This window comes from Roseomonas sp. SRI_022 (genome assembly GCF_057586215.1).
On sequence record NZ_JBYCZL010000023.1, the window covers coordinates 68,016 to 91,845 of the forward strand.

At 69.6% G+C, this 23,830-nt stretch carries 27 protein-coding genes; 18 read left to right on the forward strand and 9 right to left on the reverse strand.

Annotation, left to right across the window (positions count from 1 at the left end):
- Window positions 1–30 precede the first annotated feature (30 nt).
- From AC2YHJ_RS20620 to AC2YHJ_RS20635, 4 genes are all read left to right on the forward strand, one after another.
- Complete coding sequence (locus AC2YHJ_RS20620; RefSeq protein ID WP_487398048.1) at window positions 31–1,038, forward strand: WD40 repeat domain-containing protein; 1,008 nt, start codon at window positions 31–33, stop codon at window positions 1,036–1,038.
- An 8-nt stretch (window positions 1,039–1,046) separates the two neighbouring features.
- Complete coding sequence (locus AC2YHJ_RS20625; RefSeq protein WP_487398049.1) at window positions 1,047–1,871, forward strand: aldo/keto reductase; 825 nt, start codon at window positions 1,047–1,049, stop codon at window positions 1,869–1,871.
- Between the two features lie 74 nt (window positions 1,872–1,945).
- A complete protein-coding gene (locus tag AC2YHJ_RS20630; RefSeq protein ID WP_487398050.1) occupies window positions 1,946–2,356 on the forward strand; it encodes a DUF3775 domain-containing protein in 411 nt (136 codons plus the stop codon).
- A gap of 128 nt (window positions 2,357–2,484) precedes the next feature.
- Window positions 2,485–2,904, forward strand: coding sequence for a hypothetical protein (locus AC2YHJ_RS20635; protein WP_487398051.1), 420 nt, complete (start codon window positions 2,485–2,487; stop codon window positions 2,902–2,904).
- On the opposite strand, the gene AC2YHJ_RS20640 is transcribed toward AC2YHJ_RS20635, so the two are convergent.
- Both AC2YHJ_RS20640 and AC2YHJ_RS20645 read right to left on the reverse strand, forming a co-directional pair.
- Window positions 2,891–3,613 (reverse strand): DUF1194 domain-containing protein, encoded by a 723-nt coding sequence (locus tag AC2YHJ_RS20640; RefSeq protein WP_487398052.1) that lies wholly within the window; start codon window positions 3,611–3,613, stop codon window positions 2,891–2,893. The genes AC2YHJ_RS20635 and AC2YHJ_RS20640 overlap by 14 nt on opposite strands.
- Window positions 3,614–3,819: 206 nt before the next feature.
- Window positions 3,820–4,968 carry a DegT/DnrJ/EryC1/StrS family aminotransferase gene (locus AC2YHJ_RS20645; RefSeq protein ID WP_487398053.1) on the reverse strand — a complete coding sequence of 383 codons (1,149 nt, stop codon included), beginning with the start codon at window positions 4,966–4,968 and terminating at the stop codon, window positions 3,820–3,822.
- Between the two features lie 177 nt (window positions 4,969–5,145).
- On the opposite strand from AC2YHJ_RS20645, the gene AC2YHJ_RS20650 reads away from it, so the two are divergent.
- The 3 genes from AC2YHJ_RS20650 (at window position 5,146) to ppk2 (ending at window position 7,120) form a co-directional block, all read left to right on the forward strand.
- A complete protein-coding gene (locus AC2YHJ_RS20650) occupies window positions 5,146–5,751 on the forward strand; it encodes a nitroreductase family protein (RefSeq protein WP_487398054.1) in 606 nt (201 codons plus the stop codon).
- Window positions 5,748–6,110: a bleomycin resistance protein gene (locus tag AC2YHJ_RS20655; protein WP_487398055.1), complete on the forward strand. Its 363-nt coding sequence runs from the start codon at window positions 5,748–5,750 to the stop codon at window positions 6,108–6,110. The genes AC2YHJ_RS20650 and AC2YHJ_RS20655 overlap by 4 nt, the downstream gene beginning before the upstream one ends.
- Window positions 6,111–6,193: 83 nt before the next feature.
- Window positions 6,194–7,120 (forward strand): polyphosphate kinase 2, encoded by a 927-nt coding sequence (gene ppk2, locus AC2YHJ_RS20660; RefSeq protein ID WP_487398056.1) that lies wholly within the window; start codon window positions 6,194–6,196, stop codon window positions 7,118–7,120.
- A 139-nt stretch (window positions 7,121–7,259) separates the two neighbouring features.
- Here the strand turns inward: ppk2 and AC2YHJ_RS20665 are convergent, their stop codons facing one another.
- Window positions 7,260–8,780 carry an ABC-F family ATP-binding cassette domain-containing protein gene (locus AC2YHJ_RS20665; RefSeq protein ID WP_487398057.1) on the reverse strand — a complete coding sequence of 507 codons (1,521 nt, stop codon included), beginning with the start codon at window positions 8,778–8,780 and terminating at the stop codon, window positions 7,260–7,262.
- A 374-nt stretch (window positions 8,781–9,154) separates the two neighbouring features.
- Here AC2YHJ_RS20665 and AC2YHJ_RS20670 point away from each other — a divergent pair, with 374 nt between their 5' ends.
- The 3 genes from AC2YHJ_RS20670 (at window position 9,155) to AC2YHJ_RS20680 (ending at window position 12,737) form a co-directional block, all read left to right on the forward strand.
- Complete coding sequence (locus tag AC2YHJ_RS20670; protein ID WP_487398059.1) at window positions 9,155–10,111, forward strand: tripartite tricarboxylate transporter substrate binding protein; 957 nt, start codon at window positions 9,155–9,157, stop codon at window positions 10,109–10,111.
- Window positions 10,112–10,213: 102 nt separating this feature from the next.
- Window positions 10,214–11,278: a patatin-like phospholipase family protein gene (locus AC2YHJ_RS20675; protein WP_487398060.1), complete on the forward strand. Its 1,065-nt coding sequence runs from the start codon at window positions 10,214–10,216 to the stop codon at window positions 11,276–11,278.
- A gap of 4 nt (window positions 11,279–11,282) precedes the next feature.
- Window positions 11,283–12,737, forward strand: a complete 1,455-nt coding sequence (locus AC2YHJ_RS20680) for a GntP family permease (RefSeq protein ID WP_487398061.1) — start codon at window positions 11,283–11,285, stop codon at window positions 12,735–12,737.
- Window positions 12,738–12,941: 204 nt separating this feature from the next.
- Here the strand turns inward: AC2YHJ_RS20680 and hrcA are convergent, their stop codons facing one another.
- Entirely contained in the window at window positions 12,942–14,021 is a 1,080-nt protein-coding gene (gene hrcA / locus AC2YHJ_RS20685; protein WP_487398062.1) for a heat-inducible transcriptional repressor HrcA, read from the reverse strand.
- Between the two features lie 179 nt (window positions 14,022–14,200).
- Here hrcA and rph point away from each other — a divergent pair, with 179 nt between their 5' ends.
- Entirely contained in the window at window positions 14,201–14,917 is a 717-nt protein-coding gene (gene rph, locus AC2YHJ_RS20690; RefSeq protein ID WP_487398063.1) for a ribonuclease PH, read from the forward strand.
- Window positions 14,918–15,005: 88 nt separating this feature from the next.
- On the forward strand, window positions 15,006–15,629 hold the full coding sequence (gene rdgB, locus AC2YHJ_RS20695; protein WP_487398065.1) for an RdgB/HAM1 family non-canonical purine NTP pyrophosphatase: 624 nt from the start codon (window positions 15,006–15,008) through the stop codon (window positions 15,627–15,629).
- A 100-nt stretch (window positions 15,630–15,729) separates the two neighbouring features.
- Here the strand turns inward: rdgB and AC2YHJ_RS20700 are convergent, their stop codons facing one another.
- Window positions 15,730–16,632, reverse strand: coding sequence for an LOG family protein (locus AC2YHJ_RS20700; RefSeq protein ID WP_487398066.1), 903 nt, complete (start codon window positions 16,630–16,632; stop codon window positions 15,730–15,732).
- A gap of 113 nt (window positions 16,633–16,745) precedes the next feature.
- On the opposite strand from AC2YHJ_RS20700, the gene AC2YHJ_RS20705 reads away from it, so the two are divergent.
- From AC2YHJ_RS20705 to AC2YHJ_RS20715, 3 genes are read left to right on the forward strand one after another with little or no spacing between them, the layout of a single operon-like run.
- On the forward strand, window positions 16,746–18,323 hold the full coding sequence (locus AC2YHJ_RS20705; RefSeq protein WP_487398067.1) for an ABC transporter substrate-binding protein: 1,578 nt from the start codon (window positions 16,746–16,748) through the stop codon (window positions 18,321–18,323).
- 7 nt (window positions 18,324–18,330) lie between these two features.
- Window positions 18,331–19,038, forward strand: coding sequence for a ribonuclease activity regulator RraA (locus AC2YHJ_RS20710; protein WP_487398068.1), 708 nt, complete (start codon window positions 18,331–18,333; stop codon window positions 19,036–19,038).
- Complete coding sequence (locus AC2YHJ_RS20715; RefSeq protein ID WP_487398069.1) at window positions 19,038–19,448, forward strand: STY0301 family protein; 411 nt, start codon at window positions 19,038–19,040, stop codon at window positions 19,446–19,448. Before AC2YHJ_RS20710 ends, AC2YHJ_RS20715 begins: the two co-directional genes overlap by 1 nt.
- Here AC2YHJ_RS20715 and AC2YHJ_RS20720 read toward each other — a convergent pair.
- Complete coding sequence (locus AC2YHJ_RS20720) at window positions 19,439–19,915, reverse strand: GNAT family N-acetyltransferase (RefSeq protein ID WP_487398070.1); 477 nt, start codon at window positions 19,913–19,915, stop codon at window positions 19,439–19,441. The two genes, AC2YHJ_RS20715 and AC2YHJ_RS20720, sit on opposite strands and share 10 nt — an antisense overlap.
- On the reverse strand, window positions 19,912–20,136 hold the full coding sequence (locus tag AC2YHJ_RS20725) for a hypothetical protein (RefSeq protein WP_487398071.1): 225 nt from the start codon (window positions 20,134–20,136) through the stop codon (window positions 19,912–19,914). Before AC2YHJ_RS20725 ends, AC2YHJ_RS20720 begins: the two co-directional genes overlap by 4 nt.
- A gap of 28 nt (window positions 20,137–20,164) precedes the next feature.
- Between AC2YHJ_RS20725 and AC2YHJ_RS20730 the strand changes: the two genes are divergently transcribed.
- Both AC2YHJ_RS20730 and AC2YHJ_RS20735 read left to right on the forward strand, forming a co-directional pair.
- Entirely contained in the window at window positions 20,165–20,752 is a 588-nt protein-coding gene (locus AC2YHJ_RS20730; protein WP_487398072.1) for a helix-turn-helix domain-containing protein, read from the forward strand.
- Window positions 20,753–20,820: 68 nt separating this feature from the next.
- Window positions 20,821–21,789, forward strand: a complete 969-nt coding sequence (locus AC2YHJ_RS20735; RefSeq protein WP_487398073.1) for a Bug family tripartite tricarboxylate transporter substrate binding protein — start codon at window positions 20,821–20,823, stop codon at window positions 21,787–21,789.
- Between the two features lie 5 nt (window positions 21,790–21,794).
- Here the strand turns inward: AC2YHJ_RS20735 and AC2YHJ_RS20740 are convergent, their stop codons facing one another.
- A complete protein-coding gene (locus tag AC2YHJ_RS20740; protein WP_487398074.1) occupies window positions 21,795–22,247 on the reverse strand; it encodes a MarR family winged helix-turn-helix transcriptional regulator in 453 nt (150 codons plus the stop codon).
- A gap of 70 nt (window positions 22,248–22,317) precedes the next feature.
- Between AC2YHJ_RS20740 and AC2YHJ_RS20745 the strand changes: the two genes are divergently transcribed.
- Complete coding sequence (locus AC2YHJ_RS20745) at window positions 22,318–22,716, forward strand: nuclear transport factor 2 family protein (protein WP_487398075.1); 399 nt, start codon at window positions 22,318–22,320, stop codon at window positions 22,714–22,716.
- Here AC2YHJ_RS20745 and ald read toward each other — a convergent pair.
- Window positions 22,713–23,819 (reverse strand): alanine dehydrogenase, encoded by a 1,107-nt coding sequence (ald, locus tag AC2YHJ_RS20750; protein WP_487398076.1) that lies wholly within the window; start codon window positions 23,817–23,819, stop codon window positions 22,713–22,715. The genes AC2YHJ_RS20745 and ald overlap by 4 nt on opposite strands.
- Between the last annotated feature and the right edge of the window lie 11 nt (window positions 23,820–23,830).

Sequence of the window (23,830 nt, forward strand, 5' to 3'; positions counted from 1 at the left end):
GGGGAGTTCGCTCCCCCGACCTTTCTGCTCATGAGTGACACTGATTTCCTTCTCGAATCCCGCGGCGAGGCGCAGGACCTCGGCGCCTGGGTCATCGGCATCGCCTTCGGCCGCGAGGGCCGGTCCTGCGCCTTCGCGCTGGGTGACGGCACGGTGCGCCTGGCCGAGGGCTGGCAGTCCGTGCCCCTGCATGACGGCGCCTGCCTGTCCATCGCGGCCGACGCCAAGGACGGCGTGATCACCGGTGGCGACGATGGCCGGCTGATGCGCGTCGCACCCGACGGCACCACGACGGAACTCGCCAAGTACGGCAGCAAATGGGTGGACCAGGTCGCCGCGCATGAATCCGGCCTGCGCGCGGCCGCCGTGGGCAAGGCGGTGCATGTCCTCGATGCCAAGGGTGCCGCGCTGAAGTCGCTCGCGCATCCATCGACGGTCACGGGCATCGCCTTCGACGCCAAGGGCAAGCGCATCGCGGCGTCGCACTACAACGGCGCGTCCCTGTGGTTCGTCGCGGCCAAGGACAGCAACCCGCGCGTGCTGGAATGGAAGGGCAGCCATACCGGCGTGGTGATCAGCCCCGATGGCACGCATGTCGTGACGTCCATGCAGGAGAACACGCTGCATGGCTGGCGCCTCGCCGACGGCCAGCACATGCGCATGGCGGGGTATCCGTCCAAGACGAAATCAATCGCCTTCACCGCCAAGGGTCGTTGGCTGGCGACGGCGGGGGCGGATTGCGTCGTGTTGTGGCCCTTCTTCGGCGGTGGCCCGATGGGCAAGGCGCCGACCGAACTGGCGGGCGGGGATGGCGTGCTCTGCACCGCCGTCGCCTGCCACCCGACGCAGGAGGTGGTCGCGGCGGGCTTCGGCGACGGGCTGGTGCTGATCGCCGAGGTCGGCTCCGGCCGCGTCGTGCCGGTTGCCGGCCCGCGCGGATCGGCTGTCTCGGCGCTGGCGTGGAACGGGGTGGGCTCGCATCTCGCCTTCGGCACCGAGGGCGGCTTCGCCGGCCTCATCGACCTGTCCAAGCGATAGGACCCGGCATGGCCCCGATCCTGGAAACCGCGAAGCTGCGCATCCCGCGCATCGGCCTCGGCACCTGGCAATTGCGCGGGGCGGAAGCGACGGCGGCGGTCGAAGGGGCCATCGCGCTCGGCTACCGCCACATCGACACCGCCGCGATGTATGGCAATGAGGAAGCGGTCGGCGCCGGCATCGCCCGGTCCGGCGTGAAGCGGGAGGAGATCTTCCTCACCACCAAGGTGTGGTGGACGGACCTCGCCCCGGATGCTCTGCGGGCCTCGGCCGAGGCCTCGCTGAAGCGGCTCGGCACGCCCTATGCGGACCTGATCCATATCCACTGGCCGGCCCCGGGGATGGACCTCGCGGCGTCGCTGACGGCGCTGGCGCGACTGAAGGATGATGGGCTGGCGCGCGCCGTCGGCGTCTGCAACTTCCCGCCGGCGATGCTGAAGCGGGCGCTCGACCTCGCCATCGCGCCGATCGCCTGCCTGCAGGTCGAATGCCATGTCTATCTGTGGCAGGAAAAGCTCGCGGCGCTGTGCCGGGCGAACGGGCTCGCGCTGACCGCCTATTCGCCGGTCGCCAAGGCGCAGGTGAATGACGATCCGGTGATGCGGGCCATCGCGAAGCGCCACGGCGCGACGCCGGTGCAGGTGGCGATCGCCTGGCTGATGGCGCAGCCGAATCTGGTCGCCATCCCGAAATCCGGTCGCGCGCAGGGGCAGGAGGAAAACCTCGCGGCGGCCGGCCTGGCGCTGACGGCCGAGGACCTCGCCGCCATCGCCGCGCTGCCCAAGGATCGTCGCCTCGTGAACCCGGATTTCGCACCGGATTGGGCGGCCTGACGGCGGGTCGGGGGTGGCACGCCCCCGCCCGCCCATGCTTGATTGCGGCCGATCCCGCAGCAGGAGTGAAGACCATGGCCGCATCCGACGATGATGAGGAATTCGACCTCGGCATCAGCCTCGAGGCCGTGGCCGCCATCGTGGATGCCGCCCGCGCCGTGCAGGAAAGCGAGGAAAGCGGTGCCCTCGAGCGTGAGGAGGAGGACGAGGAAGGCCTCGACGCCGACGATGACGAGAACATGGATGAGGACGCGCTGCGCGCCTTCATCGCCGACCTGAACGAGGATGAGCAGGCCTCCCTCATCGCGCTGGCCTGGATCGGCCGCGGCGACTATTCCGGCGAGGAATTCGAGGAGGCGCGGACCCTGGCACGGGAACGCAACATCCGCGACGCGGCGGAATACCTCCTCGGCATCGACATGCTCGGCGACATGCTGGAGGAAGGGCTGGCGGAGCTCGGCCTGTCGCTCGAGGACACGGACTGAAATCAGCGGTCACTGGCCTTCGGTGCCGAATTGACCTACTTGCCCGCTTCCGCCGGTGCATCACATCCGGCGCTCGGCTGCGTCGATGTCCCGGCTGGCCGCGGACCCGTCCCTGGAGCCCCGGCGTGATGATGCCGCTTCGCCTTGTCCTGCTGCTTTCTCCGCTGCTGCTGACCACCTGTTCGGCCCGCGATTCCGCGGTGGCGGATGACGGGCGGGAACGGCTGGTCGGCCTGCGGGCGGACGATCTGCGCCTGTGCGCCGGCGTGCCGAACCTGACGGCGCGTTCCGATGGCGGGGAGTTCTGGACCTATGACCGCACGCCGCCGGCTGCGGGTGTTTCGGCGCCGGTGCCGGTGATTGGCGGCTCGCTGTCCGTCTCGGCCGGGTCCACCTGCCGCGTCACCTTCCAGCTGGTGGACGGCAAGGTGACGCGGATCGGCTACTCGGCGGCCTCGGACCTGCCGATGTCGCAGAATTCCGCCTGCGCCCCGGTGGTGCAGGGCTGCATGCGGCTGGTCACGGAAGGCAGCGTCACGCCGGAATGATGCCCGGCGGCAGCGCGGCGATCTCGCGGATCAGCTTGCGTTTCACGGCGACGCCGAAGCTTTCGAAATCCTCGGCGACGATCATGAAGTTGCCGTCCCCGCCGATCACGTTCTCCCGGTAGTAGTCGTCGAGCGGCACCGGCGGCATGCGTCCGAAGGTCGGGCGGTCGTTGATGATCGGCAGACCGTTGATGGTGATGCCCTCGGCGATCGCCGCGTCGCGCTGCTGGTCGGCCGGCGGCCCGGAGTTGTTCACTCCGTCGCCGGAGACATCGATCACCTGGCGCGTCGCATCCCAGGGGCATTCCGCCAGCACCTGCCGCGAATGGCGGATGGCGCCGGAAATCGACGTCCAGGACAGTGAGGTGCGCGGCGCGGCGGCGAGTTCCGCGGCCCAGTCATCGGCATCCGCCTGGCTGGTGATGCGCCGCCAGGGAATGACGGTGCGCTGGTACTCGATGCCGGCCCATTCGACATAGGCGATGGCCAAGGCCCCCACCATGCCACCGCGGATCGCGGCCACCACCACCGGGTCGGACACGGCGGTGCGGTATCCTTCCCGCTGCAACCGCGCCTCATCCTCATCAATCGAGCGCGAGACATCGACCGCGAGCACCAGGGCGACGTCGACGGCGTCCTCCGCGCGGGCTGGTCCTGGGAAGGGAAGGGCCGCGGCGCCGGCCGCGGCGAGAAGGGTCCTGCGGCGCATCGCTGGCTCCTCGTCACGAGGCCGCATGGTGGCGCCGCAACGAACGGAAATTCAACATTTCCCGCAAGGAGCCGTTGCGCCAGTGATCCGTCCGCGCGCCGCCGGGGCGGCTCCCGATCAGGTGCCATCACCTGATCGGGCCAGGATGCCCACGAAAACAGTCACCTGGAGGCTTCGCCCTGGGGCCAGGGCGAACGGAAACGGCTCTACAGCGCGGCGATGACCACGCCCGCCGCCCGCGTCGCATCCGCCTCGGTCATGTAGGGGTGCATCGGCAGGGACAGGACCTGGTCGCACAGCGACTCGCTGACCGGCAGCGGCGCCGGGCCGCCGGCGACGCAGCCGGCGTGATGCGCGGCATAGGCCGGCTGATGGTGCAGCGGCTTCGGATAATAGATGCCGCTGCCGATCTGCTGCGCCGACAGCGCTGCCTGCACCCGCGTCCGCGTCGCCGCATCCGGCAGGCGGATGGTGTAGAGGCCATAGGCGTTCTCCGCCCCCACCGGCGCCACCTGCACCCCGACCCGCCCGGCCAGCGTGGCGTCATAGGCCGCGCCGACGCGCTTGCGCTGCGCCAGCTCACCCTCGAACAGCGTCATCTTTGCCAGCAGGATGGTCGCCTGGATGGTGTCGAGCCGGCCGTTCATGCCGGTCCGTTCCACCGCATAGCGGGTCTTGCCTTCGCCATGGGTGCGCAGCGACCGGTACAGCTCCGCCCGGTCCGGGTCGTTGGTCAGCAGCGCGCCGCCATCGCCATAGGCCCCGAGCGTCTTGGTCGGATAGAAGGACAGCGCGGCCGCATGCGCCCAGCAGCCCAGCCGCCGGTTGCCAAGCGAGGCGCCGAAGGCCTGCGCCGCGTCATCCAGGGCGAACATGCCTTCCCGCGCGCAGATCGCCTCGATCGCGGTCCAGTCCGCCGGCAGGCCGAACAGGTCCACGCCCACCACCGCGCGCGGCTTCAGGCGGCCATCCTTCTTCACCGCGGCGATGCGGGCCTCGAGGTCGGCGATGTCGATGTTGAAGGTCACGGGATCGACATCGACGAAGACCGGCGTCGCGCCGAGCACCAGCGGCACCTCGGCGGTGGCGGTGTAGGTGAAGGCCGGCAGGAACACCGCATCGCCCGGCCCGACGCCTTCGGCCATCATGGCGATCTGCAGTGCGTCGGTGCCGGAGGAGACGCCGACGGCGTGCGCGCAGCCGGCGAAGGCGGCGAGCTTCTCCTCCAGTTCCGCCACTTCGGGACCGTTGATGAAGCGGCCTGAATCCAGCACCGCCGCGATGCGGCGGTCGAGATCCTCGCGGATCAGCGTCTGCTGGGCCTTCACGTCGAACAGCGCGATGGGGGCGGTCATGATTCCTCAAAGCCTCACGCGTAACCTTGGGGGGCGTCATAGACCCACTGGCCGCGTCGGGCGAAATCACCCTTGGTGTCCTTGTGCAACGCAGCACGTGCGGCGTGATGGTGGCGCGGCGGAGGGGATGCGCCTATGGTGTTATTGCGAATGATTCGCAATTGTGCCGGAGTGACCATGCCCGACGCCCTGCCTGCCCCGCCGCCGGCCCTGGCCGCCCTGCTGGCCCGTGCCTCCGTGTCGCCCCGGCTGCTGCGCGACCCCGCGCCGGGACAGGACGCGCTCGACCTCGCGGTCGCGGCGGCGCTGCGTGCGCCCGACCATGGCGGGCTTCGGCCGGTGCGCTTCGTCCATGTCAGTGGCATGGCGCGGCAGGCCCTGGGCGACCTGCTCGCCGCATCGCTGGCCCGGCGTGACCCCGACACCCCCGCCGAGCGCCTCGCGATCGAACGCGCCAAGCCGCTCCGCGCCCCGCTGGTCGTCGCCGCGGGTGCTGCGATCCGCCACGACCGACCCGGCGTGCCGCCCTGGGAACAGGAGGCCTCCGCCGCCGCCGCCGTCATGAACTTCCTCAATGCGCTCGACGCGCTCGGCTTCGGGGCGGTCTGGCTGTCCTCGGGCGCGCTCGGCGATGCGGCGGTGAAGCAGGCGCTCGGCTTCGCCGCGACAGACAGGCTGCTCGGCTGGATCTATGTGGGCACGCCCGGCGCGGATCGCCCGGCGGCGCGTGTCGTGGACGCCAGCGGCGTCGCTCGGCACTGGCAGCCGGACGCGCCGGCATGACCGAGGACCCGGCGCGCTGCATCCCCATCCTCGCCTCGCTCGACATCGCGGAGACGCTGGCCTTCTACCGCGACCAGCTCGGCTTCGCGGTGGAATCGCTCGGCGACTACGCCATCGCGCGGCGCGATGCGATGGAGATCCATTTCTGGCTCGCGCCGGATCGCATCCATCCCGAGCACACCTCCTGCTACATCCGCGGTGGCCAGGTGCCGGCGCTGTTCGCCGAATTCTCCGCGCGCCACGTGCCCGGCCTGTCGGCCTTCGAGGTCAAGCCATGGAACATGAAGGAATTCGCCGTGCTCGACCCGCATGGCAACCTGCTGCGCTTCGGCTGCGCACCGCAGGAGGTCGGGGCGTAACCCGACATTCGTCGCAAAACCGTCATCCCTCTTTCACGCCCGATCGCTAGCAATCGCCCATCGATTGCACGGCGGAGCCGCACATGAACGACGACCCCAGGGATCCGCACGAACGGTCCTGGATGGAGATCGAGCTCGAAGACGATCTCGACGAGGAACGCGAGACCGAGATCGACGACGCCCGCATTCCGCCGGAGTTGCGTGCCCTGCTGGCGACGCGGAAGAAATCGACGATCGACCGCGGCCTGTATTTCCGGGAATTGCTGCGGCTGCAGGCGGAACTCGTGAAGCTGCAGGACTGGGTGCAGCACCGCGGCCTCAAGCTGGTCGTGCTGTTCGAGGGACGCGATTCCGCCGGCAAGGGCGGGGTCATCAAGCGCATCACCCAGCGCGTCAATCCGCGGTCCTGCCGCGTGGTCGCCCTGCCCGCGCCGTCCGACCGCGAGAAGACGCAATGGTATTTCCAGCGCTACGTCCCGCACCTCCCGGCGGCCGGCGAGATCGTGCTGTTCGACCGGTCCTGGTACAACCGCGCCGGCGTCGAGCGCGTCATGGGCTTCGCCGATGAGGACCAGGTCGAATCCTTCTTCCGCGACGTGCCGGAATTCGAGCGCATGCTGGTGCGGTCCGGCATCGTGCTGGTGAAGTACTGGTTCTCCATCACCGATGAGGAGCAGCAGTTCCGCTTCCTGATGCGCATCCACGACCCGATCAAGCAGTGGAAGCTCAGCCCGATGGACCTGCAGTCCCGCGTGCGCTGGGAACACTACACCAAGGCGAAGGAGGAGATGTTCGCGCGCACCAACATCCCCGAAGCGCCCTGGACCATCGTGGAAGGCAACGACAAGAAGCGCGCACGGCTGAACTGCATCGCCGACCTGCTGTCGAAGCTGCCCTATGGCGAGGTGCCGCACGAGCCGGTGGCGCTGCCCGAACGGGTGTTCAACCCCGATTACGAACGGGCGACGCTGCCGGCGGAGCTTTATGTCCCCGATCGGTATCGCGACTGAATGACCAGAGGGGCGTCGCCCCTCCGGACCACCCCACCAAGGGGCAGTGCCCCTTGGAACGCCGGTTGCTGGTGCTTCAATCGTTGCGACCTGACCGGGAGAGGTAGAGGGGGCAACGTCCCTTTGCCGTCCGTCCTGGCTATCGTTCCGCCATCGCCGCCGCGAAGAAATCGTCCGGCGCATCGACTTCGACCAGTTGTCCGCGCTCGATCAGCCAGAAGCGGTTGCCGACATTCCGCACGAAGCGACGATCGTGGGAGACGAGCAGGCACGCCGCCTCGCCGCGGTTGAGTTCGCGCTCCAACGCCTCCTGTCCCTCGATGTCCAGATGGTTGGTCGGTTCATCGAGGATGTAGAAATTCGGCTGTTCCAGTCGCAGCACCAGCATGGCAAGCCGCGCCCTCTGGCCGCCCGACAGCGCGGAGACCGTGCGGGATTGCTGCTCGACCGGAAACCCCGCGCCAGCCAGCAGCGAACGGATGCGTTGCTCGCCAACCTCGAAGCGGTCCGCGATGACCTGGTGCAGCGTCTCGTCCGGCCGCAGATGGCTCAGCGTCTGGTCGCAGATGCCGGGGATGACCGAGGGATTGCAGCGGAAGCCCTCGCACGTCGCGCCCTGCATCACCCGCGTGACGAGATCGAGCAGGCGCGACTTGCCGGCGCCATTCCGTCCGAGCAGCACCACCCGGTCGCCCGGATGGACCCACAGCTTTCCCGTGGCGAACAGGCGCTGCCCGTCCGGCGTCGCCACCCGGACCTCGTTCATCGCCAGCAGGACCTTGGCGTCGGTGCCGCTCTCCGCCAGCCGGATCTTGCCTGCCGATAGCTCGCGATGCGCCGGCCGCGCGGCGGATTCGATACGCTCGGCCCGTTCCTTCAACTGCCGGGTCTTCACCGTCAGCAGGTCGGAGCCCGAATTGACGCCGATATTGTGCAGCTTGGCGGCCTGGCGCCGCAGCTGGTCGGCCTGGCGCAGATCCGTCTCATGCCGGCGCGCCGTCGCGGCATCCCATTCATCCAGGCTGGCCCGGGCCGGCGAGTAGGGCAGTGCGAAATCCACCGAGGCCTCCCCGCGCAGGAACAGCGTCCGGCTGGTCACCGCATCCAGGAAGGCCCGATCGTGGCTTGCGATGATCACCGCCGTATCCTTCGGCAGCGCAGCCATCCAACGCTGCAACTGCCCGATGCGCTGCAGGTCGAGATGATTGGTCGGCTCATCCATCAGCAGGATGTCGGGTTCGGTCAGCCAGGCGCGGGCGAGCAGCGCCATCCTCTGCCAGCCCCCGCTGAGTTCGCCGAGCGGGCTGTCCCACAGCGGCGCCGGGACCTCCAGCGCCTCGAGCACGACATCGGCGCGCCAGGCCTCCCATTCGCGGCTGTCGGCCGGCAGTTCCTCCAGCACGACATCGCGGACCGGCCGGGCGAGCAGGTCAGGGCCGGGATCCTGCAGCATCAGCGTGACGCGGGCGTTGCGCGCGTACCTGCAGGTGCCCTCGGTCGGGTCCGCGAGGCCGGCGAGGCAGCGCAGCAGGGTGGATTTGCCCCGCCCATTGGCCGCGACGAGGCCGATGCGGTCCCCCGCCTGGACGGTGACGTCGAGGCCGGAGAACAGGGGGACGCCCAGCGTAATGCCGAGCGATTGAACGGAGATCAGGGACACGGTGTTGTCTTCCTCGGTCCCGGCCGCACGCAGGGTGCGGACGCGGAACGGGTGTTCCGGGTATGAGCCGACCGGGAAGAAGGACGTTTGGGTCCGTGCCCTGATCAGCCCTGCAAACGCATCTGCAGGGCCGAGACAGGGCCACGCTGGCGATAGTGCCGGAAGAAGGTCACGCGGCCCTCGTATCTGGTGCCCATGGCTGAACCCCGGAACCTAGCGGCGCGGCCGCGTTGCGCGCAAGCCGCCCTGGCCTCCGGTGGGGACGCGACGCATTGTGCCGCACGAATGGGGCAAAGCCCCCGCCGGTTCCACCGCCTTCCCCCCGCTTTCCTCCCCGCCTAGGCTCTGCCGCAAATCGTCCGGGAGACAACGTCATGGCCACACGCCGCACCCTCATCGCCGCGACCGGCGCGATGCTCGCCGCCCCGCGCCTGGCCCGCGCGGCGTGGGAGCCGTCGCGCCCGGTCCAGCTCATCGTCGGCTTTCCGCCCGGCGGCGGGGCGGATCTCGCGGCCCGCGCGGCGGCCGAGGCCTCGGCCCGCTTCTTCCCGACGCCGCTCGTCGTCATCAACCGCCCCGGCGCGGGTGGCGCGATCGCCGCGCAGCAGATGACCACCACGGCGGCGGACGGGCTGAACCTGCTGGTCAATGGCGGCAGCGAGAGCACCTCCCTGCCCGCCTTCCGCGACGTGCCCTACGACCCCAAGCGGTCCTTCCGCGCGATTATCCGCCTCACGCGCCAGCCCATGCTGATCGTCGCCAAGCGCGGCGGGCGCTATGGCGACCTGCCCTCGGTGGTGGAAGCGGCGAAGCGCGCGCCGGGGACCATCCCGCATGCCTCCTCGGGCATCGGGTCGATCTACCATGCGGTCTTCGTGCTGCTGTCCCAGGCCGCGGGGATCGAGCTGCTGCACATTCCCTACACCGGCGGCGCGCCGTCCTTGCAGGCGCTGCTGGCCGGCACGGTGGAACTCGCCGTGCTGGCGCCGGAGGAAATGGCCGGCCTCGCCCAGGCCGGGGAAGTGAAGCCGCTGGCTGTCGCCTCGGCGGAACGCATCCCGGCCTATCCGGACGTGCCGACGCTGAAGGAGCTCGGCTGGAACGTGGTGGCGGAGAACATGAAGGGCCTTGCCGCCCCGGCCGGCCTGCCGGACGACATCGCGACCTCCCTGCATGACCGCTTCCACCGCGGCATGCAGGAACCGGCCTGGAAGACCTTCCTCGACCGCACCGGGGCGATGGATGGCTATCTGGACGGGCCAGGCTTCCAGGCGGCGATGGACAGCGTGCTGGACGCGCTGCGCGCCACCGTGCGCCGCCCGCCGGCGTGACGCGGCCTTTGGGACGGCTGGCACAGCGGCCCTGAACGGAACAGGTGCCAATCCGGTCCGGCCGCGATATTGTGCAGCGCACAAACGTCACCGGAGCCGCCCGTGTCCACGACAAGATCGCCCCAACCGAGGGCGGGCCGCCGCACCGCGACGCGCGAGCCGCTCCTGATCGACCTGGCCCTGCAGGGCGGCGGCAGCCACGGCGCCTTCACCTGGGGCGTGCTCGACCGCCTGCTCGAGGAAGACGGGCTGAAGATCGAGGCCGTCTCGGGTACCTCGGCCGGCGCGATGAACGCTGCTGTCATGGCCCATGGCCATATGCAGGGCGGAGCGGATGGCGCGCGGGCCGCGCTCGAAGGCTTCTGGAAGCGGGTGTCCCAGGCGGCGGCCTTCAGCCCGCTGCGGCGCGGCCCGCTCGACGTGCTGCTGGGGCGCTGGTCGCTCGACAATTCGCCGGCCTATCTCGCGATGGACATCGCGACGCGGATGTTCTCGCCCTACGACCTCGATCTCGGCCTGCCCAACCCGCTGGAATCGGTGTTGGCCGACACGGTGGATTTCGATGCGCTCGCCGCCGCACCGATCAAGCTGTTCATCACCGCGACCAATGTGCATACCGGCCGGCCGCGGGTGTTCCGAAATGCCGATGTCAGCGTGGCGGCGCTGCTCGCCTCGGCCTGCCTGCCCTTCATGTTCCAGGCGGTGGAGATCGACGGGCAGGCCTATTGGGATGGCGGGTATTCCGGCAACCCGACCATGACGCCGCTGATCAATGAATGCGTCTCCGACGACACCATCATCGTCGGCATCAATCCGGTGGAACGGCCCGGCATCCCCAAGGCCGCGCGCGACATCCTCAACCGGCTGAACGAGGTCGCCTTCAACGCCGTCCTGCTCAAGGAGTTGCAGATGATGGCGTTGCTGCGCGAGGTGGCGGACCCCGGCAATGAGAAGACCGCGCATTGGGCGAAGATGCGCGTGCACCTGGTGCAATCGGATGTGCTGCTGCGCCTCGGCGCCTCCTCCAAGCTCAACGCCGAGTGGGAATTCCTGACCATGCTGCGCGACGAAGGCCGCCGCGCGGCGGAGGCCTTCATGACCGAGCACGGCGCCGCGCTCGGCCAGCGTTCCACCCTGCCGATCGAATATCTGCTGAAGACGGATTGAGCCGATGGGCCTGATCGGAATCCTCGTCGGCCTCGCGCTCCTCGTCTGGCTCGCCTATCGCGGCTGGTCGGTGCTGCTGCTGGCCCCCGTCGCGGCGCTGATCGCGGCGGCCTTCGCAGGGGAGCCGCTGCTCGCGCATTGGACGCAGACCTTCATGGGAAGTGCTGCGCGCTTTGTCGCGCAGTTCTTCCCGCTGTTCCTGCTGGGCGCGCTGTTCGGCAAGCTGATGGAGGATACCGGCGCGGTCGGCGCCATCGCGCGCTGGATGACGCAGGCACTGGGGCCGCGCCGCGCCATCCTGTCGGTCGCGCTGGCGGGTGCGGCGGTGACCTATGGCGGTGTCAGCCTGTTCGTCGCGATCTTCGTCCTTGCCCCCATGGCCGCCGCGCTGTTCCGGGAGGCCGGGATTCCACGCCGCCTGATGCCCGGTGCCATCGCGGTCGGCGCCTTCACATTCACCATGTCCGCCATGCCGGGCACACCGGCGATCCCGAACGCCATCCCGATGCCCTTCTTCGGCACCACGCCCTTCGCGGCACCCGGGCTCGGCATCATCGCCTCCGCCATCATGCTGGGCTTCGGGCTTTGGTGGATGCAGCGTGCCGAGGCGCGAGCACGCGCCGCCGGCGAAGGCTTCGGTGACGACGCGGCGCCGCCGGTGGACGCAGCAGCCGACGATCCGGTGATCCGCGAACGTGCCTCCGTGGCGCGCGAATTCGACCCGGCGGAAATGCGTCGCAGCGAGGCGGCGCCGAAGGAACTGCCTGTCGTCCTTGCCGCCCTGCCGCTGATCGTGGTGGTCGCGGTGAACCTGCTGATGTCGATGCTGGTGCTACCGCGCATGGACGCTGCCTTCCTGGCCGAACCGCGCTGGGGCGGGACCACCCTGTCGGCCGTGGCGGGCGTCTGGTCGGTCGCGGTGGCATTGTTCGTCGCCATCGTCGTGCTGCTGGCGATCAGCGGCTGGCGCCTGCCATCCCTGCGCGCGACGATGGATGCCGGCGCCAACGCCTCCGTGCTCCCGATCTTCTCCGTCGCCAGCCTGGTTGGCTTCGGCGCCGTGGTCGCGGCGATGCCGGCCTTCGAGGTGGTGCGCGACTGGGTGCTCGGCATCGGCGGCGGGCCGCTGGTCTCGCTGGCCTCGGCAGTCACGATCCTCGCGGCGCTGACCGGCTCGGCAAGCGGCGGCTTGACCATCGCGCTGGACGCGCTCGGGCCGACCTACATGGCGCTGGCGGCGCAGATCGGGCTCGATCCGGGGCTGATGCACCGCGTCGCGGTGATCAGCGCCGGCACGCTGGACGCGCTACCGCACAACGGCGCGGTGGTGACGCTGTTCGCGGTGTGCGGTTCGACGCACAAGGACAGCTACCTCGACATCGTGATGACGACGATCGTCAGCGCGCTGCTGGCGCTGGTGGCGGTGATCGTGCTGGGGAGTTTGTTGGGGTCGTTCTGACGACGATTGGAGGGGCGCTGCCCCTCCAAGCCACCCCGCCAAATGCCAGTGGCATTTGGAATGCCGGCACCTGGTGCTGGGCGCGGCGGTCCGGCAGTCATTAGCAACGACCGATGGGCGCGGCGCCAAGTCGAGGTTTCCAAAGGCCTTAAGCCTTTGGTGGGGAGAGGTCCGGAGAGGGGCAAAGCCCTCTCCGAGGCGCCGCTACCCCAGCAACCGCCCGATCACACGCGCCGTATAGTCCACCACCGGGATCACCCGGCCGTAGTTGATCCGCGTCGGCCCGATCACCCCAATCGCGCCGACGATCTTCTCGGCCCCGTTGCGGAATGGCGCCACCACCATCGACAGACCGGCGCTGTCGAACAGCCCGCTCTCGGCACCGATGAAGATCTGCACGCCCTCGCCTCGCTGCGCGAGGTCCAGCAGCCGCAGCATCGTCTCCTGCTGCTCCAGCCGCTCGAACAGGCGCTTGATCTCGGACACGCGCGCTGCCTGGTCGATCGTCTCCAACAGCCGCGCCTGGCCGCGGATGATCAGCGACCCGCCCTGCCCGCCGGTCCAGGTGCCAAGCCCCGCCTCGATCACCTGCTGCGTCAGCGCATCGAGCGCGGTGCGGTTATCCGCCACCTCGCTCGCGATGATGCCGCGCGCTTCCTCCAGCGTGCGGCCCGCGAGCCGCGCATTCAGGTAGTTCGACGCCTGCTGCAATGCGGACAGCGGCAGCCCCGCCGGCACTTCGATGACGCGGTTCTCGACCTGGCCGTCTTCATGCACCAGCACCACCAGCGCGCGCCCCGGCCCGAGCGCGACGAATTCGATGTGCCGCACCATGCCTTCCGTGGTCGGCGCCACCACCAGCCCCGCCGCGCCAGCGAGGCCGCTCAGCATCTGCCCCGCCTCGCCGAGCGTCTCCTGCAACGACCGGCCGGAGGCGGCGCACCGCGCGGCGATCGCGCCGCGCTCCTCCTCCCCCAGCGCGCCGAATTCCAGCAGCCCATCGACGAACAGCCGCAAGCCCCGTTCGGTCGGCAGCCGCCCGGCCGAGGTGTGCGGCGCATAGAGCAGCCCCGCATCCTCGAGGTCCGCCATGGCATTGCGGATGGTGGCCGGCGACAGGCCAAGCGGCAGGCGCCGCGACAGGGTGCGCGAGCCGACCGGCTCGCCCGTCTCGACATAGGTCTCGACCAGCTCACGCAGGATCATCGCACTGCGGCTGTCGAGGCCCGCCAGGCTGGCCCCCGTCGGCGCCGGCTGCGGAATTCCGTTCGGTCCCATTTTCATCGATCCACATGCGAGCCTATGGACTTGCCTTGCCCTGGGTCAACGGCCAGGACGCATGAATCCGCTCGCGAGCCGACATATGGGGCGCCTGTCGCCCTGGCGCACCAGGGGCGGGGTGCATGACCGGCCGGCCCATTGTAGAAGCCGCCCCAGACCACGTTTTCCGGGAACCCCGCCCCATGCGCCCCTCCGGCCGCGACGCTTCCGCCCTTCGCACCGTCAGCTTCCAGCCCGGCTTCGCCCGCCATGCGGAAGGGTCCTGCCTGATCCGCATGGGCCAGACCGAGGTGCTCTGCACCGCCTCCGTCGAAGGCAAGGTGCCGCCCTTCCTGCGCGGCCAGGGCCAGGGCTGGGTCACCGCCGAATACGGCATGCTGCCCCGCGCCACCCACACCCGCGGCGACCGTGAGGCCGCGCGCGGCAAGCAGTCGGGCCGCACGCAGGAGATCCAGCGCCTGATCGGCCGGTCACTGCGCGCCGTCACCGACATGAAGGCGATGGGCGAGATGTCGGTGCTGATCGATTGCGACGTGCTGACGGCGGATGGCGGCACGCGCTGCGCCTCGATCACCGGCGCCTGGGTCGCGCTGCATCTCGCCTTCGAGCACTGCCGGAAGATGAACATCCTCACGAAGAACCCGCTGAAGGACCAGGTCGCCGCCGTGTCCTGCGGCGTGTGGCAGGGGACGCCGGTGCTCGACCTCGACTATGCCGAGGACAGCAAGGCCGATGCGGACGCGAATTTCGTGCTGACCGGATCGGGCGGGATCGTCGAGGTGCAGGGCACCGCGGAAGGCGCGCCGTTCTCCGACGCCGAGCTGCTGGCGCTGCTCGGGCTGGCGCGCAGCGGGACGGCGGAGCTGTTCGCGATGCAGCGGGAGACGGTGGGGTTGTGACGGAGGCGAAGGAAGGTCGGAGGAGAGAACTCCCCCGATCCCCCTCCTTTTTCTGTCTGTTGGAGACTCATCGCGAAGGGGTGGCGTCATGACGCATCGGCGGCTGGTACGCGGCGAACGCATCGTCATCGCCACCCATAACAAGGGGAAACTGAAGGAAGTCGCGGCGCTGCTCGCGCCACATGGCATCGAGACCGTCTCGGCCGGCGAACTCGGACTGCCCGAGCCGGAGGAGACGGAGGAGAGCTTCCTCGGCAACGCCACGATCAAGGCGCGCGCAGCGGCGAACGCCGCGAAACTGCCGGCGCTCGCCGACGATTCCGGCTTCTCGGTCGCCGCGCTGGCGGGCGCGCCGGGCGTGCGCACCGCCGACTGGGCGATGCAGGCCGACGGATCGCGCGATTACGCCGACGCCATGCGCAAGGTGATGGAAGCCGCTCAGGACTTCGAGGACCGCACCGCCTGGTTCTCCTGCGCCCTGGTCCTCGCCTGGCCCGACGGACATGTCGAAGGTTTCGAGGGCCGCGCCATGGGCCATTGGGTCTGGCCGCCGCGCGGCTCGCACGGCTTCGGCTACGACCCGATGTTCCTCCCCGACCGGCGCGAGGAAACCTTCGGTGAGATGGCGCCCGCGGAGAAGCACCGCATCAGCCACCGCGCCATCGCCTTCAGGCTGCTCTCGACAGCCTGCCTGCCCGAAGTGGATCGCTAGAGCAGATCCCGATCCGGTGGAATCACGTGATCGGGTGAAGATGCTCGCGAAAACAAAAGGCTAGAGTTGTTACCGTGAGCCGGGGCGAACGGGAACGGCTCTAGCGCCGCTTGCCTGGCGGCGGCGCCATCCGCTCCGCATCCGGCTTGCGGCGGCGCGGTGGCGGCGTCAGCGGTTCCGGCGGGGCCGCCGGCAGGGCGTGTGCTTCCAACCCGCGCCGCACCAGGCTCGCCCAGGCTTCCTCTGGCGTGTCCACGATGTCGAACAGGGTCAGGTCCTTCTCGTCGATCATGCCGTATTCGACCAGCATCGGCAGGTTCACCGCCTTCTCCCAGAAGGACCGGTCGAACAGCACGATCGGGCGCGGCGTCGCCTTGCCGGTCTGCACCAGCGTCAGCAGTTCGAACAACTCGTCGAAGGTGCCGAAGCCGCCGGGGAAGACCGCCAGCGCATTGGCCCGCATCGCCAGGTGCATCTTGCGCATCGCGAAGTAGTGGAAGCGGAAGGTCAGCGCCGGCGTGGACCAGGCATTGGGGTCCTGTTCATGCGGCAAGGTGATGTTGAAGCCGATCGACGGCGCGCCCGCTTCGGCCGCGCCGCGGTTCGCGGCCTCCATGATGCCGGGCCCGCCGCCGGTCGCGATCACGTTGTCCCGCGGCGCGCCGGTGACCGCCAGCGCACCGCCGCGCAGGGACACGATGCGCGCGAAGGCCCGCGCATCCTCATACATTCGGGAACGTTCGGCGGCGCGCTTCGCCGCGCGCTTTTCGGCCGGTGACTTCGCCGCGGCGGCCAGCGCCTTGGCCTGCTCGGGGCTCGGGATGCGGGCGGAACCGAACACCACGACGGTCGAACGCACACCCCAGTCGCGCAGCGCATATTCGGCCTTCGCGTATTCCATCCCGAAGCGGAAGGGGCGCAACTCGTCGCGCAACAGGAATTCCTGGTCCTCGATCGCCAGCAGATAGGACCGGGATCGCTTCTGGGCGCCATTGTCGGGCATGCTTCCACTCGTTTCCAGTGTGGGCCGAATCCGTCTTGTCGCGCAGTCGGCCGGTGCTTCATCCTAACCCCAAGGCCGGCGCACCGCGGAACGGCCATCGGAAGGATGCATCCATGAAGCGTTTTGCTGCGGCGCTTGGCGCCGCGCTGTTGTTCGCCATGCCCGCCGCGCAGGCGCAGAATCGCGGCGATCCGAATGCACTGCGCGTGAAGCTGTTCGGCGACCTGCGCTCGATCGACCCCTTCATCAGCCCCGAATACATGGCGCGCAACCATGGCTACATGGTCTACGACACGCTGTTCGCGCTGGATTCCCGGCTCGCCGTCCGGCCGCAGATGGCCGAGCGCTTCACCACCAGCGAGGATGGCCGCACCTGGACCTTCACCTTGCGTGAGGGCCTGAATTTCCACGACGGCGCTCCCGTCACCAGCGAGGACGTCATCGCCTCCCTCCGCCGCTGGGCGGTGCGCGACGGGCTCGGCCAGCAGATCATCGCCCTGTCCACGGCGATGGAACCGGTCGATGCGCGGACCTTCCGCATCGTGCTGCGCGAACCCTTCGGGCTGATGCTCCAGGCACTGTCCAAGCCCTCGGGACAGCCGCCCTTCATCATGCCCGCGCGTGTGGCCGCGACCCCGGCGACGACGCCGATCACCGACCCGACGGGGTCCGGCCCCTTCACCCTGCGGCGGGAGGATTGGCGCGTCGGCGACCGCGTCACCTATCGTCGCAACGCCGCCTATGTGCCGCGGTCCGAAGCACCCGATGGTCTCGCGGGCGGCAAGCGCGCCGGGATCGAGCGCATCGAATGGGTCTATCTGCCCGATGCGCAGACCGCGCTGAACGCGCTGGTGACCGGGGAGATCGACATCTTCGAGGAACTGCCCCCCGACCTGTTCCCCGTCGTGCAGCGCAACCGCGCCCTGCGGATCGGCCCGCAGGACAGTGTCGGCGTGCAGGCGATCTTCCGCATGAACCAGGCGGTGCCGCCCTTCGACAATCCGCGGCTGCGCCAGGCGATGCGCCTGCTGGTGGACCCAGCCCACGCCATGCCGGCCTATATGACCGACCCGGCGCTATGGCGGGATTGCCGGTCCTACTACACCTGCACATCGCCCCACCGGACCGAGACCGGCTGGGTGACACCGAATTTCGAGGCCGCGCGCCGCGCGGTTGCCGAAAGCGGTTATGACGGCACGCCGGTCGTCGTGCTCGATGCGCAGGATTCGACCATCAGCCACACCTTCGCGCTGGTCTCGGCGGATATGCTCCGCCGCGTCGGCATGAACGTCGATGTGCAGGCGATGGACTGGGCGACGCTGATCCAGCGGCGCCTGTCACGCAACCCGGCGAACCAGAACGGCTGGGGGCTGTTCGTCTCGGCCCCCACGGGGCTCGATGGCATGGACCCGTCCGGGCACAACGCCATGCGTTCCGCCTGCGAACGCACCGCCCTGCCGGGCTGGCCCTGCGACGCGGAGATGGAACGCATCCGCGACGCCTTCATCGCCGCGACATCCGACGCGCAGCGGGCCGAAGCCGCGGACGCCTATCACCGCCGCGCCACCGAAACGGTGCCCTATGTGCCGCTCGGCCAGTTCGCGCTGGTACGCGGATACTCCGCGCGGCTGCAGGGGATCCTCGACTCGCCGGTTCCGGTGTACTGGAACATCTCCAAGGCGGCTCAGTGAGGACGACATGAAGGACGCAACGCGGGCGAAGCTCGCCGAGGTTTCGACGGCAACCCTGACGACCGTGCTGTTCAAGCGCGGCTTCCGCAACGTGTTCCTCTCGCTCAGCCCGCTCGGCGCCGATGCGCCGCGCCTGGTGGGCCCGGCCTACACCATGCGCACCATCCCGGCGCGGGAGGACCTCGACACGCTCGACGTGTTCAAGGACCCGACGCATCCGCAGCGCAAGGGTGTCGAGGAATGCCCGCCTGGCGCCGTCTTCGTCATCGACAGCCGCGGCGATGCGCGCGCCGCCTCGGCCGGCGGCATCCTGATCACGCGGCTGAAGGCGCGCGGCGTCGCCGGCGCGATCACCGATGGCGGCTTCCGCGACAGCCCGGAGATCGCGCAGATGGGCTGGCCCGCCTATCACGCGACACCCTCCGCGCCGACCAACCTGATTCACCACCATTGCGTGGACCTGGACGTGCCGATCGCCTGTGCGGGCGTGGGTGTGCATCCCGGCGACATCATGGTCGGCGACGGCGAAGGCGTGGTCTGCATCCCCGCCCACATCGCCGATGAGGTCGCCGACGAAGCCTTCGAGCAGACGGTGTTTGAGGATTTCGTGCAGGAACGCGTCGCCGCCGGCCACACGATCCGCGGCCTCTATCCCATGACCGATCCGGCGAACAAGCCGATCTTCGAGGCCTGGCGCAAGGCGCAGGGGCGTTGATGCGGCGGCTCGCGCTCGCTTCCGTCGCGCTGCTTCTCGCAGCGCCCGCCCTGGCGCAGGAACTGCCGGCCTGCCCCGACGCCGTGACGGTGACGGATGGCTGGCAGGGCGCGGTGCCGGAGGGCTGGCAGATGCAGCGGCGGGAGACGGAGCACCGCCTGCTCGACATCCGCTTCTATGTCGGCAATCCCGCGACCGGGACAGTGATCGAACCGATCGGCGCCAGCAGCCGCGGGTCGGTCGTCGGCGTCCGCTATGCCCTGCAGACGGTCGAAGGCGAGATCTGGATGTCCTGCATCTATGCCGACACCGCCCATACGCTGATCCGCGCGCTCAGCGGCCCCTTCCCGCCGCATGTGCGCGTCAACCACGACCGCCAGGAACGGCGGACCTTCGTGACCTATTTCTGAGCGGCGTCCAGCGCGCGGGTAAGGAAGCGGTTCTCCCCGCTCGCGGCATAGTCGCCGAAGGGGCCGCAATCCTCGAAGCCGTGCGCGAGATACATCGCGACGGCCGGCTGGAAATAGGCGCTGGTGCCGGTCTCCAGGCTCACGCGCGTCATCCCCGAAACGCGTGCCACATTCATGATGTGCCGTAGCATCGTCCCGCCGATGCCGCGCCGGCGCGCCGCTTCCGCGGTGTGCATGGACTTCACCTCGCCATGGTCGGCGGCCATCCGCTTCAGCGCGCCAACGCCGAGCAGCGTTTCGCCGTCCCAGGCACTGAAGAAGCGGATCTCCGGCACGCGCAGCCCGGACAGGTCGAGCGCGAAGGCGAAGCCCTCCGCCGTCGCCGCCCGCGCCTTCGTCAGATGCGTGGTCAGCAGCGCCTGCACGCGCGCATCGTCGAGCCCGCCCTCGGTGATCGCGACCGTCACAGATACTTGCCCCTCTCCATGATCTCGAGCGTGTATTCGCGATAGGTCATGCCGAGTTCCTCGGCGCGCGCCAGGCGGCGCAGGGCGATCTCGCGCGGCGGGGTCTTCCACGCCTTCTTGTGCGCCCGCCGCCAGTTCCAGGACCGCCAGCTCGCGGTCTTGTCCTCGTCATCATCCAGGGGCGGGCCACCATTGTGGCGCGGCGCGGGCGGCATGGTCATGCGGAGCAGTATCCACTATCATGGTTTCATGTCCACTATGATGGATGTCCCGGGGCTCGATACGCTGATCGCCGCGCGCATCCGCCGCGAACGTGAAACCCGCGGCTGGTCGATCGCCGACCTCGCCGCCGCCTCGGGCGTGTCCCGTGCCATGATCAGCAAGGTCGAACGCGCCGAAGCAAGCCCGACCGCGGCATTGCTCGGCCGGCTGTCGGGGGCCTTCCACCTGACGGTGTCCACCCTGCTCGCACGGGCGGAGGCCGATGCCGGCCCGTCGCGCATCGCCCGCGCCGCGGCGCAGCCGCTGTGGACCGATCCGGCCACCGGATATCACCGCCGCGCCGTGTCCCCACCCGGGGCAGAGCCAGAACTGGTCGAGGTGGACCTGCCGCCCGGTGCGCGCGTCGCCTACACGTCCGGGTCCTTCGCCTTCCTGCGGGGACAGGTGGTGTGGGTGCTGGCCGGGCGGCTCGCCGTCGAGGAGGGGGCGGAGGAATCGCTGCTCGGCCCCGGGGATTGCCTCGTCTTCGACCTGGTGGCGCCAAAGGGGCATGCCTTCCGCAATCCCTCGACGAGCCGGCCCTGCCGATATCTGGTGGCGCTGCATCGTCGTTAGGCGGTGCGGCGTGGCATCGCCGCGGGGACAGTGGCAGGCTTCCACCCAAGAAGCATTGGGAGGACGCCATGACCATCACCATCGGCCGCCGGGCCCTGTCGGCCCTGGGCCTTGTCGCGGCCGGTGCGGCGCGGGCGCAGGATACCTGGTCGCCCTCGCGCCCCGTCACCATCGTCGTGCCCTTCCCGCCCGGCGGTTCCACCGATGTCACGGCGCGACTGGTCGCGGAGAGGATGGCCCCGCTGCTCGGCCAGAACGTGGTGATCGACAACAAGCCCGGCGCGCAGACGGTGATCGGCGCCGAAGCCGTGGCCCGCGCCGCGCCGGATGGCCACACCCTGCTGATGTCGTCGGGCACCACGCTGACGATCAATCCGCTGATCGGGCGGAACCTGCCCTACAAGTCCGAGGATTTCGCCCCGGTCGTGCATGTCGCGACGCTGCCTTTCTGCATCGCCGTGAAGCCCGGCATCCCCGACACCATTCCGGGCTTCGTCGCGCATATCCGTGCCAATCCCGGCAAGGTCACCTGGGGGCACAATGGGCGCGGGTCCTTCAACCACATCGCCGGCGCGCTGATCCAGGAACGGCTCAACCTCGACTGGCAGGATGTCGGGTATCGCGGCGATGCGCCGCAGTTGAACGACCTGCTGGCCGGCACGCTCGATTCCATCCTGGTGGGCGGGGCGACGGGGCTTGCGGCGCTGCGGTCCGGCCGCGCGCGGATGGTCGGCTGGACCGGGGAGACGCGGCTGCCCAACCTGCCGGACCAGCCGACCTTCGCCGAGCATTACCCCGGCCTGGTGGCGGTGACCTGGTTCGGGCTGCTGGCACCCGCGCGGACACCGCCGGCTGCGATCGCGCGGCTCAACGCGGCTGGCGCGGCGGCGACGGCGGATGCCACGGTGCGCGAGCGGCTGTTGAACGAGGGCATCGTCGCGGCCGGTGGCTCGCCCGCCGATTTCCAGGCCTTCCTGACACGGGAGGCGGCGCGCTGGGGTCCGCTGCTGCGTCGGCTCGACATCCAGTTGAACTGAACGGGTCAGCCAGCAGCGTCGATCGCCTCGACCCAGTGCTCCAGGGCGCGGCGCAGCCTTGCCGCCCTGCGCTCGCCAATGTGCTCGGCCACGCGCGCCTCGGCCTCGGCGCTGAGCGCCAACAAGGCGGCGAGCACCGCCTCCCCACGCGCGGTCAGGCGGACAACGCGCGCTCGCCCATCGGTGGGGTCCGGCACGCTGCGCAGGTGGCCCGCCGCCTGCAGACCGTCGACCAGATAGGCCATGGATTGCTTGGTCATCGCCGCCCGCTCGGCGAGGGTGGTCAGGCGCGACCCGCCCGGGGCGAGGTGGCGGAATACCGCGGAATGGGCGGGGCGTATTTCGGGGAAGCCGCGTGCGGCAAGGGCGCCGTAAACCTCCTTCTGCAGGGCCTCATAGGACAGGCGCAGCAGGGCGCCGAGGGTGCGGTGCTGCTCGGGCACGGGGCGGTCATCCATGGCCCACCTTGACATATAGTCAGTTTGTCTGTCTATATATCGTCAGTCTTTCTGACGAAAGGATGCCGCCATGGACGCCATCGCCCGCAACCTCGCCGTGGTCGAGGCCCATATCCGCGACGAGGCGCGCGACCCGGCCGCGGTGATGGCGCTCTACACCGACGACATCGTGCTGGAGATGCCCACGCGCGGCCTGACGCTGACCGGCCGCACGGCCATCGAGGCGAATTACCGCGCCATGTTCGGGTCCATGGCCGAGGTCGAGATCATCCCCGGCACCCGCTTCGCCACCGAGGATCATGTGGTGGACGACTGCATCGCCCGCTTCCGCCTGACCGGGGATGGCGTGGCGAACGCGCCACTGCCGGTCGGCAGCCGGGTGGAGCTGCGCCTGATGCACCTGTTTGCGATGCGCGACGGGCGCATCGCGCGGGAGACGGTCTATGAGGGCTGGCGTCGCATCGGTTAGCCCGGCAACGCCGCCAGCGGCAGCCCCAGCGCCTGCGCCACCGCCGCGTGCGTCACGCCGCCGTCCTGCACATTCACCCCGGCAGCGAGGTGCGGGTTCTCCACCGCCGCGCGCCGCCAGCCCTTGTCGGCGATCTGCAGGGTGAAAGGCAGCGTCGCGTTGTTCAGCGCGACCGCCGAGGTGCGCGCCACCGCGCCGGGCATGTTCGTCACGCAGTAATGCACCACCCCATCGACCACATAGGTCGGATCGGCATGGGTGGTCGGGCGCGATGTCTCGAAGCAACCGCCCTGGTCGATCGCGACATCCACCATCACGCTGCCCGGGCGCATCCGCGCGACCGTCGCGCGCGACACCAGCCGCGGCGCTGCTGCACCCGGCACCAGTACCGCCCCGATCACCAGGTCGGCATCGAGCACGGTGCGCTCCACCGCATCGCGCGTCGCGAAGACGGTGTCCACCAGCCCGTTGAATTCGATGTCGAGCGCGGCCAGCACGCGCGGGTTGCGATCCAGCACGGTCACGTTCGCCCGCATACCGTTGGCGATACGCGCCGCGTTCGAGCCCACCACCCCGCCGCCGATGATGGCCACCCGCGCCGGCGGCACACCCGGCACGCCGGACAGCAGGATGCCCGCGCCGCCGGCCTCCTTCTCCAGGCATCGCGCGCCGACCTGCACGGCCATGCGCCCGGCCACCTCGCTCATCGGCGCGAGCAGCGGCAGGCCGCCCTGCGCATCCGTCACCGTCTCATAGGCAATGGCGGTCGCGCCCGATGCCATCAGCCCCTTGGTCTGTTCCGGATCGGGCGCGAGATGCAGATAGGTGAACAGCACCTGGTCCGGCCGCAGCCTGGCCCATTCGAAGGGCTGCGGTTCCTTGACCTTCACGATCAGTTCCGATGCGCCGAACACCGTCTCCGCATCGGGCGCGATGCGCGCGCCGGCCTCGACATAGGCCGCGTCGGGGAAGCCGATCGCCGCCCCCGCGCCGGTCTCGACCAGCACCTCATGCCCATGCAGCACCAGCTCCCGCACCGATCCGGGCACCAGGCCCACGCGGTATTCGTGGACCTTCACTTCCTTGGGGACGCCGACGCGCATGGTTTCCTCCT

Bases quoted from the DNA above. Each gene is read 5' to 3' on its own strand.
- AC2YHJ_RS20645 (WP_487398053.1), bottom strand. From the start codon at position 4,968: ATGACCGCCCCCATCGCGCTGTTCGACGTGAAGGCCCAGCAGACGCTG.
- AC2YHJ_RS20630 (WP_487398050.1), top strand. From the start codon at position 1,946: ATGGCCGCATCCGACGATGATGAGGAATTCGACCTCGGCATCAGCCTC.
- AC2YHJ_RS20620 (WP_487398048.1), top strand. From the start codon at position 31: ATGAGTGACACTGATTTCCTTCTCGAATCCCGCGGCGAGGCGCAGGAC.
- ppk2 (WP_487398056.1), top strand. From the start codon at position 6,194: ATGAACGACGACCCCAGGGATCCGCACGAACGGTCCTGGATGGAGATC.
- AC2YHJ_RS20745 (WP_487398075.1), top strand. From the start codon at position 22,318: ATGGACGCCATCGCCCGCAACCTCGCCGTGGTCGAGGCCCATATCCGC.
- hrcA (WP_487398062.1), bottom strand. From the start codon at position 14,021: ATGAAAATGGGACCGAACGGAATTCCGCAGCCGGCGCCGACGGGGGCC.
- AC2YHJ_RS20710 (WP_487398068.1), top strand. From the start codon at position 18,331: ATGAAGGACGCAACGCGGGCGAAGCTCGCCGAGGTTTCGACGGCAACC.
- AC2YHJ_RS20740 (WP_487398074.1), bottom strand. From the start codon at position 22,247: ATGGATGACCGCCCCGTGCCCGAGCAGCACCGCACCCTCGGCGCCCTG.
- AC2YHJ_RS20735 (WP_487398073.1), top strand. From the start codon at position 20,821: ATGACCATCACCATCGGCCGCCGGGCCCTGTCGGCCCTGGGCCTTGTC.
- AC2YHJ_RS20680 (WP_487398061.1), top strand. From the start codon at position 11,283: ATGGGCCTGATCGGAATCCTCGTCGGCCTCGCGCTCCTCGTCTGGCTC.
- AC2YHJ_RS20700 (WP_487398066.1), bottom strand. From the start codon at position 16,632: ATGCCCGACAATGGCGCCCAGAAGCGATCCCGGTCCTATCTGCTGGCG.
- AC2YHJ_RS20670 (WP_487398059.1), top strand. From the start codon at position 9,155: ATGGCCACACGCCGCACCCTCATCGCCGCGACCGGCGCGATGCTCGCC.
- AC2YHJ_RS20640 (WP_487398052.1), bottom strand. From the start codon at position 3,613: ATGCGCCGCAGGACCCTTCTCGCCGCGGCCGGCGCCGCGGCCCTTCCC.
- rdgB (WP_487398065.1), top strand. From the start codon at position 15,006: ATGACGCATCGGCGGCTGGTACGCGGCGAACGCATCGTCATCGCCACC.
- AC2YHJ_RS20730 (WP_487398072.1), top strand. From the start codon at position 20,165: ATGTCCACTATGATGGATGTCCCGGGGCTCGATACGCTGATCGCCGCG.
- AC2YHJ_RS20625 (WP_487398049.1), top strand. From the start codon at position 1,047: ATGGCCCCGATCCTGGAAACCGCGAAGCTGCGCATCCCGCGCATCGGC.
- AC2YHJ_RS20725 (WP_487398071.1), bottom strand. From the start codon at position 20,136: ATGACCATGCCGCCCGCGCCGCGCCACAATGGTGGCCCGCCCCTGGAT.
- AC2YHJ_RS20705 (WP_487398067.1), top strand. From the start codon at position 16,746: ATGAAGCGTTTTGCTGCGGCGCTTGGCGCCGCGCTGTTGTTCGCCATG.
- AC2YHJ_RS20715 (WP_487398069.1), top strand. From the start codon at position 19,038: ATGCGGCGGCTCGCGCTCGCTTCCGTCGCGCTGCTTCTCGCAGCGCCC.
- AC2YHJ_RS20635 (WP_487398051.1), top strand. From the start codon at position 2,485: ATGATGCCGCTTCGCCTTGTCCTGCTGCTTTCTCCGCTGCTGCTGACC.
- rph (WP_487398063.1), top strand. From the start codon at position 14,201: ATGCGCCCCTCCGGCCGCGACGCTTCCGCCCTTCGCACCGTCAGCTTC.
- AC2YHJ_RS20650 (WP_487398054.1), top strand. From the start codon at position 5,146: ATGCCCGACGCCCTGCCTGCCCCGCCGCCGGCCCTGGCCGCCCTGCTG.
- ald (WP_487398076.1), bottom strand. From the start codon at position 23,819: ATGCGCGTCGGCGTCCCCAAGGAAGTGAAGGTCCACGAATACCGCGTG.
- AC2YHJ_RS20655 (WP_487398055.1), top strand. From the start codon at position 5,748: ATGACCGAGGACCCGGCGCGCTGCATCCCCATCCTCGCCTCGCTCGAC.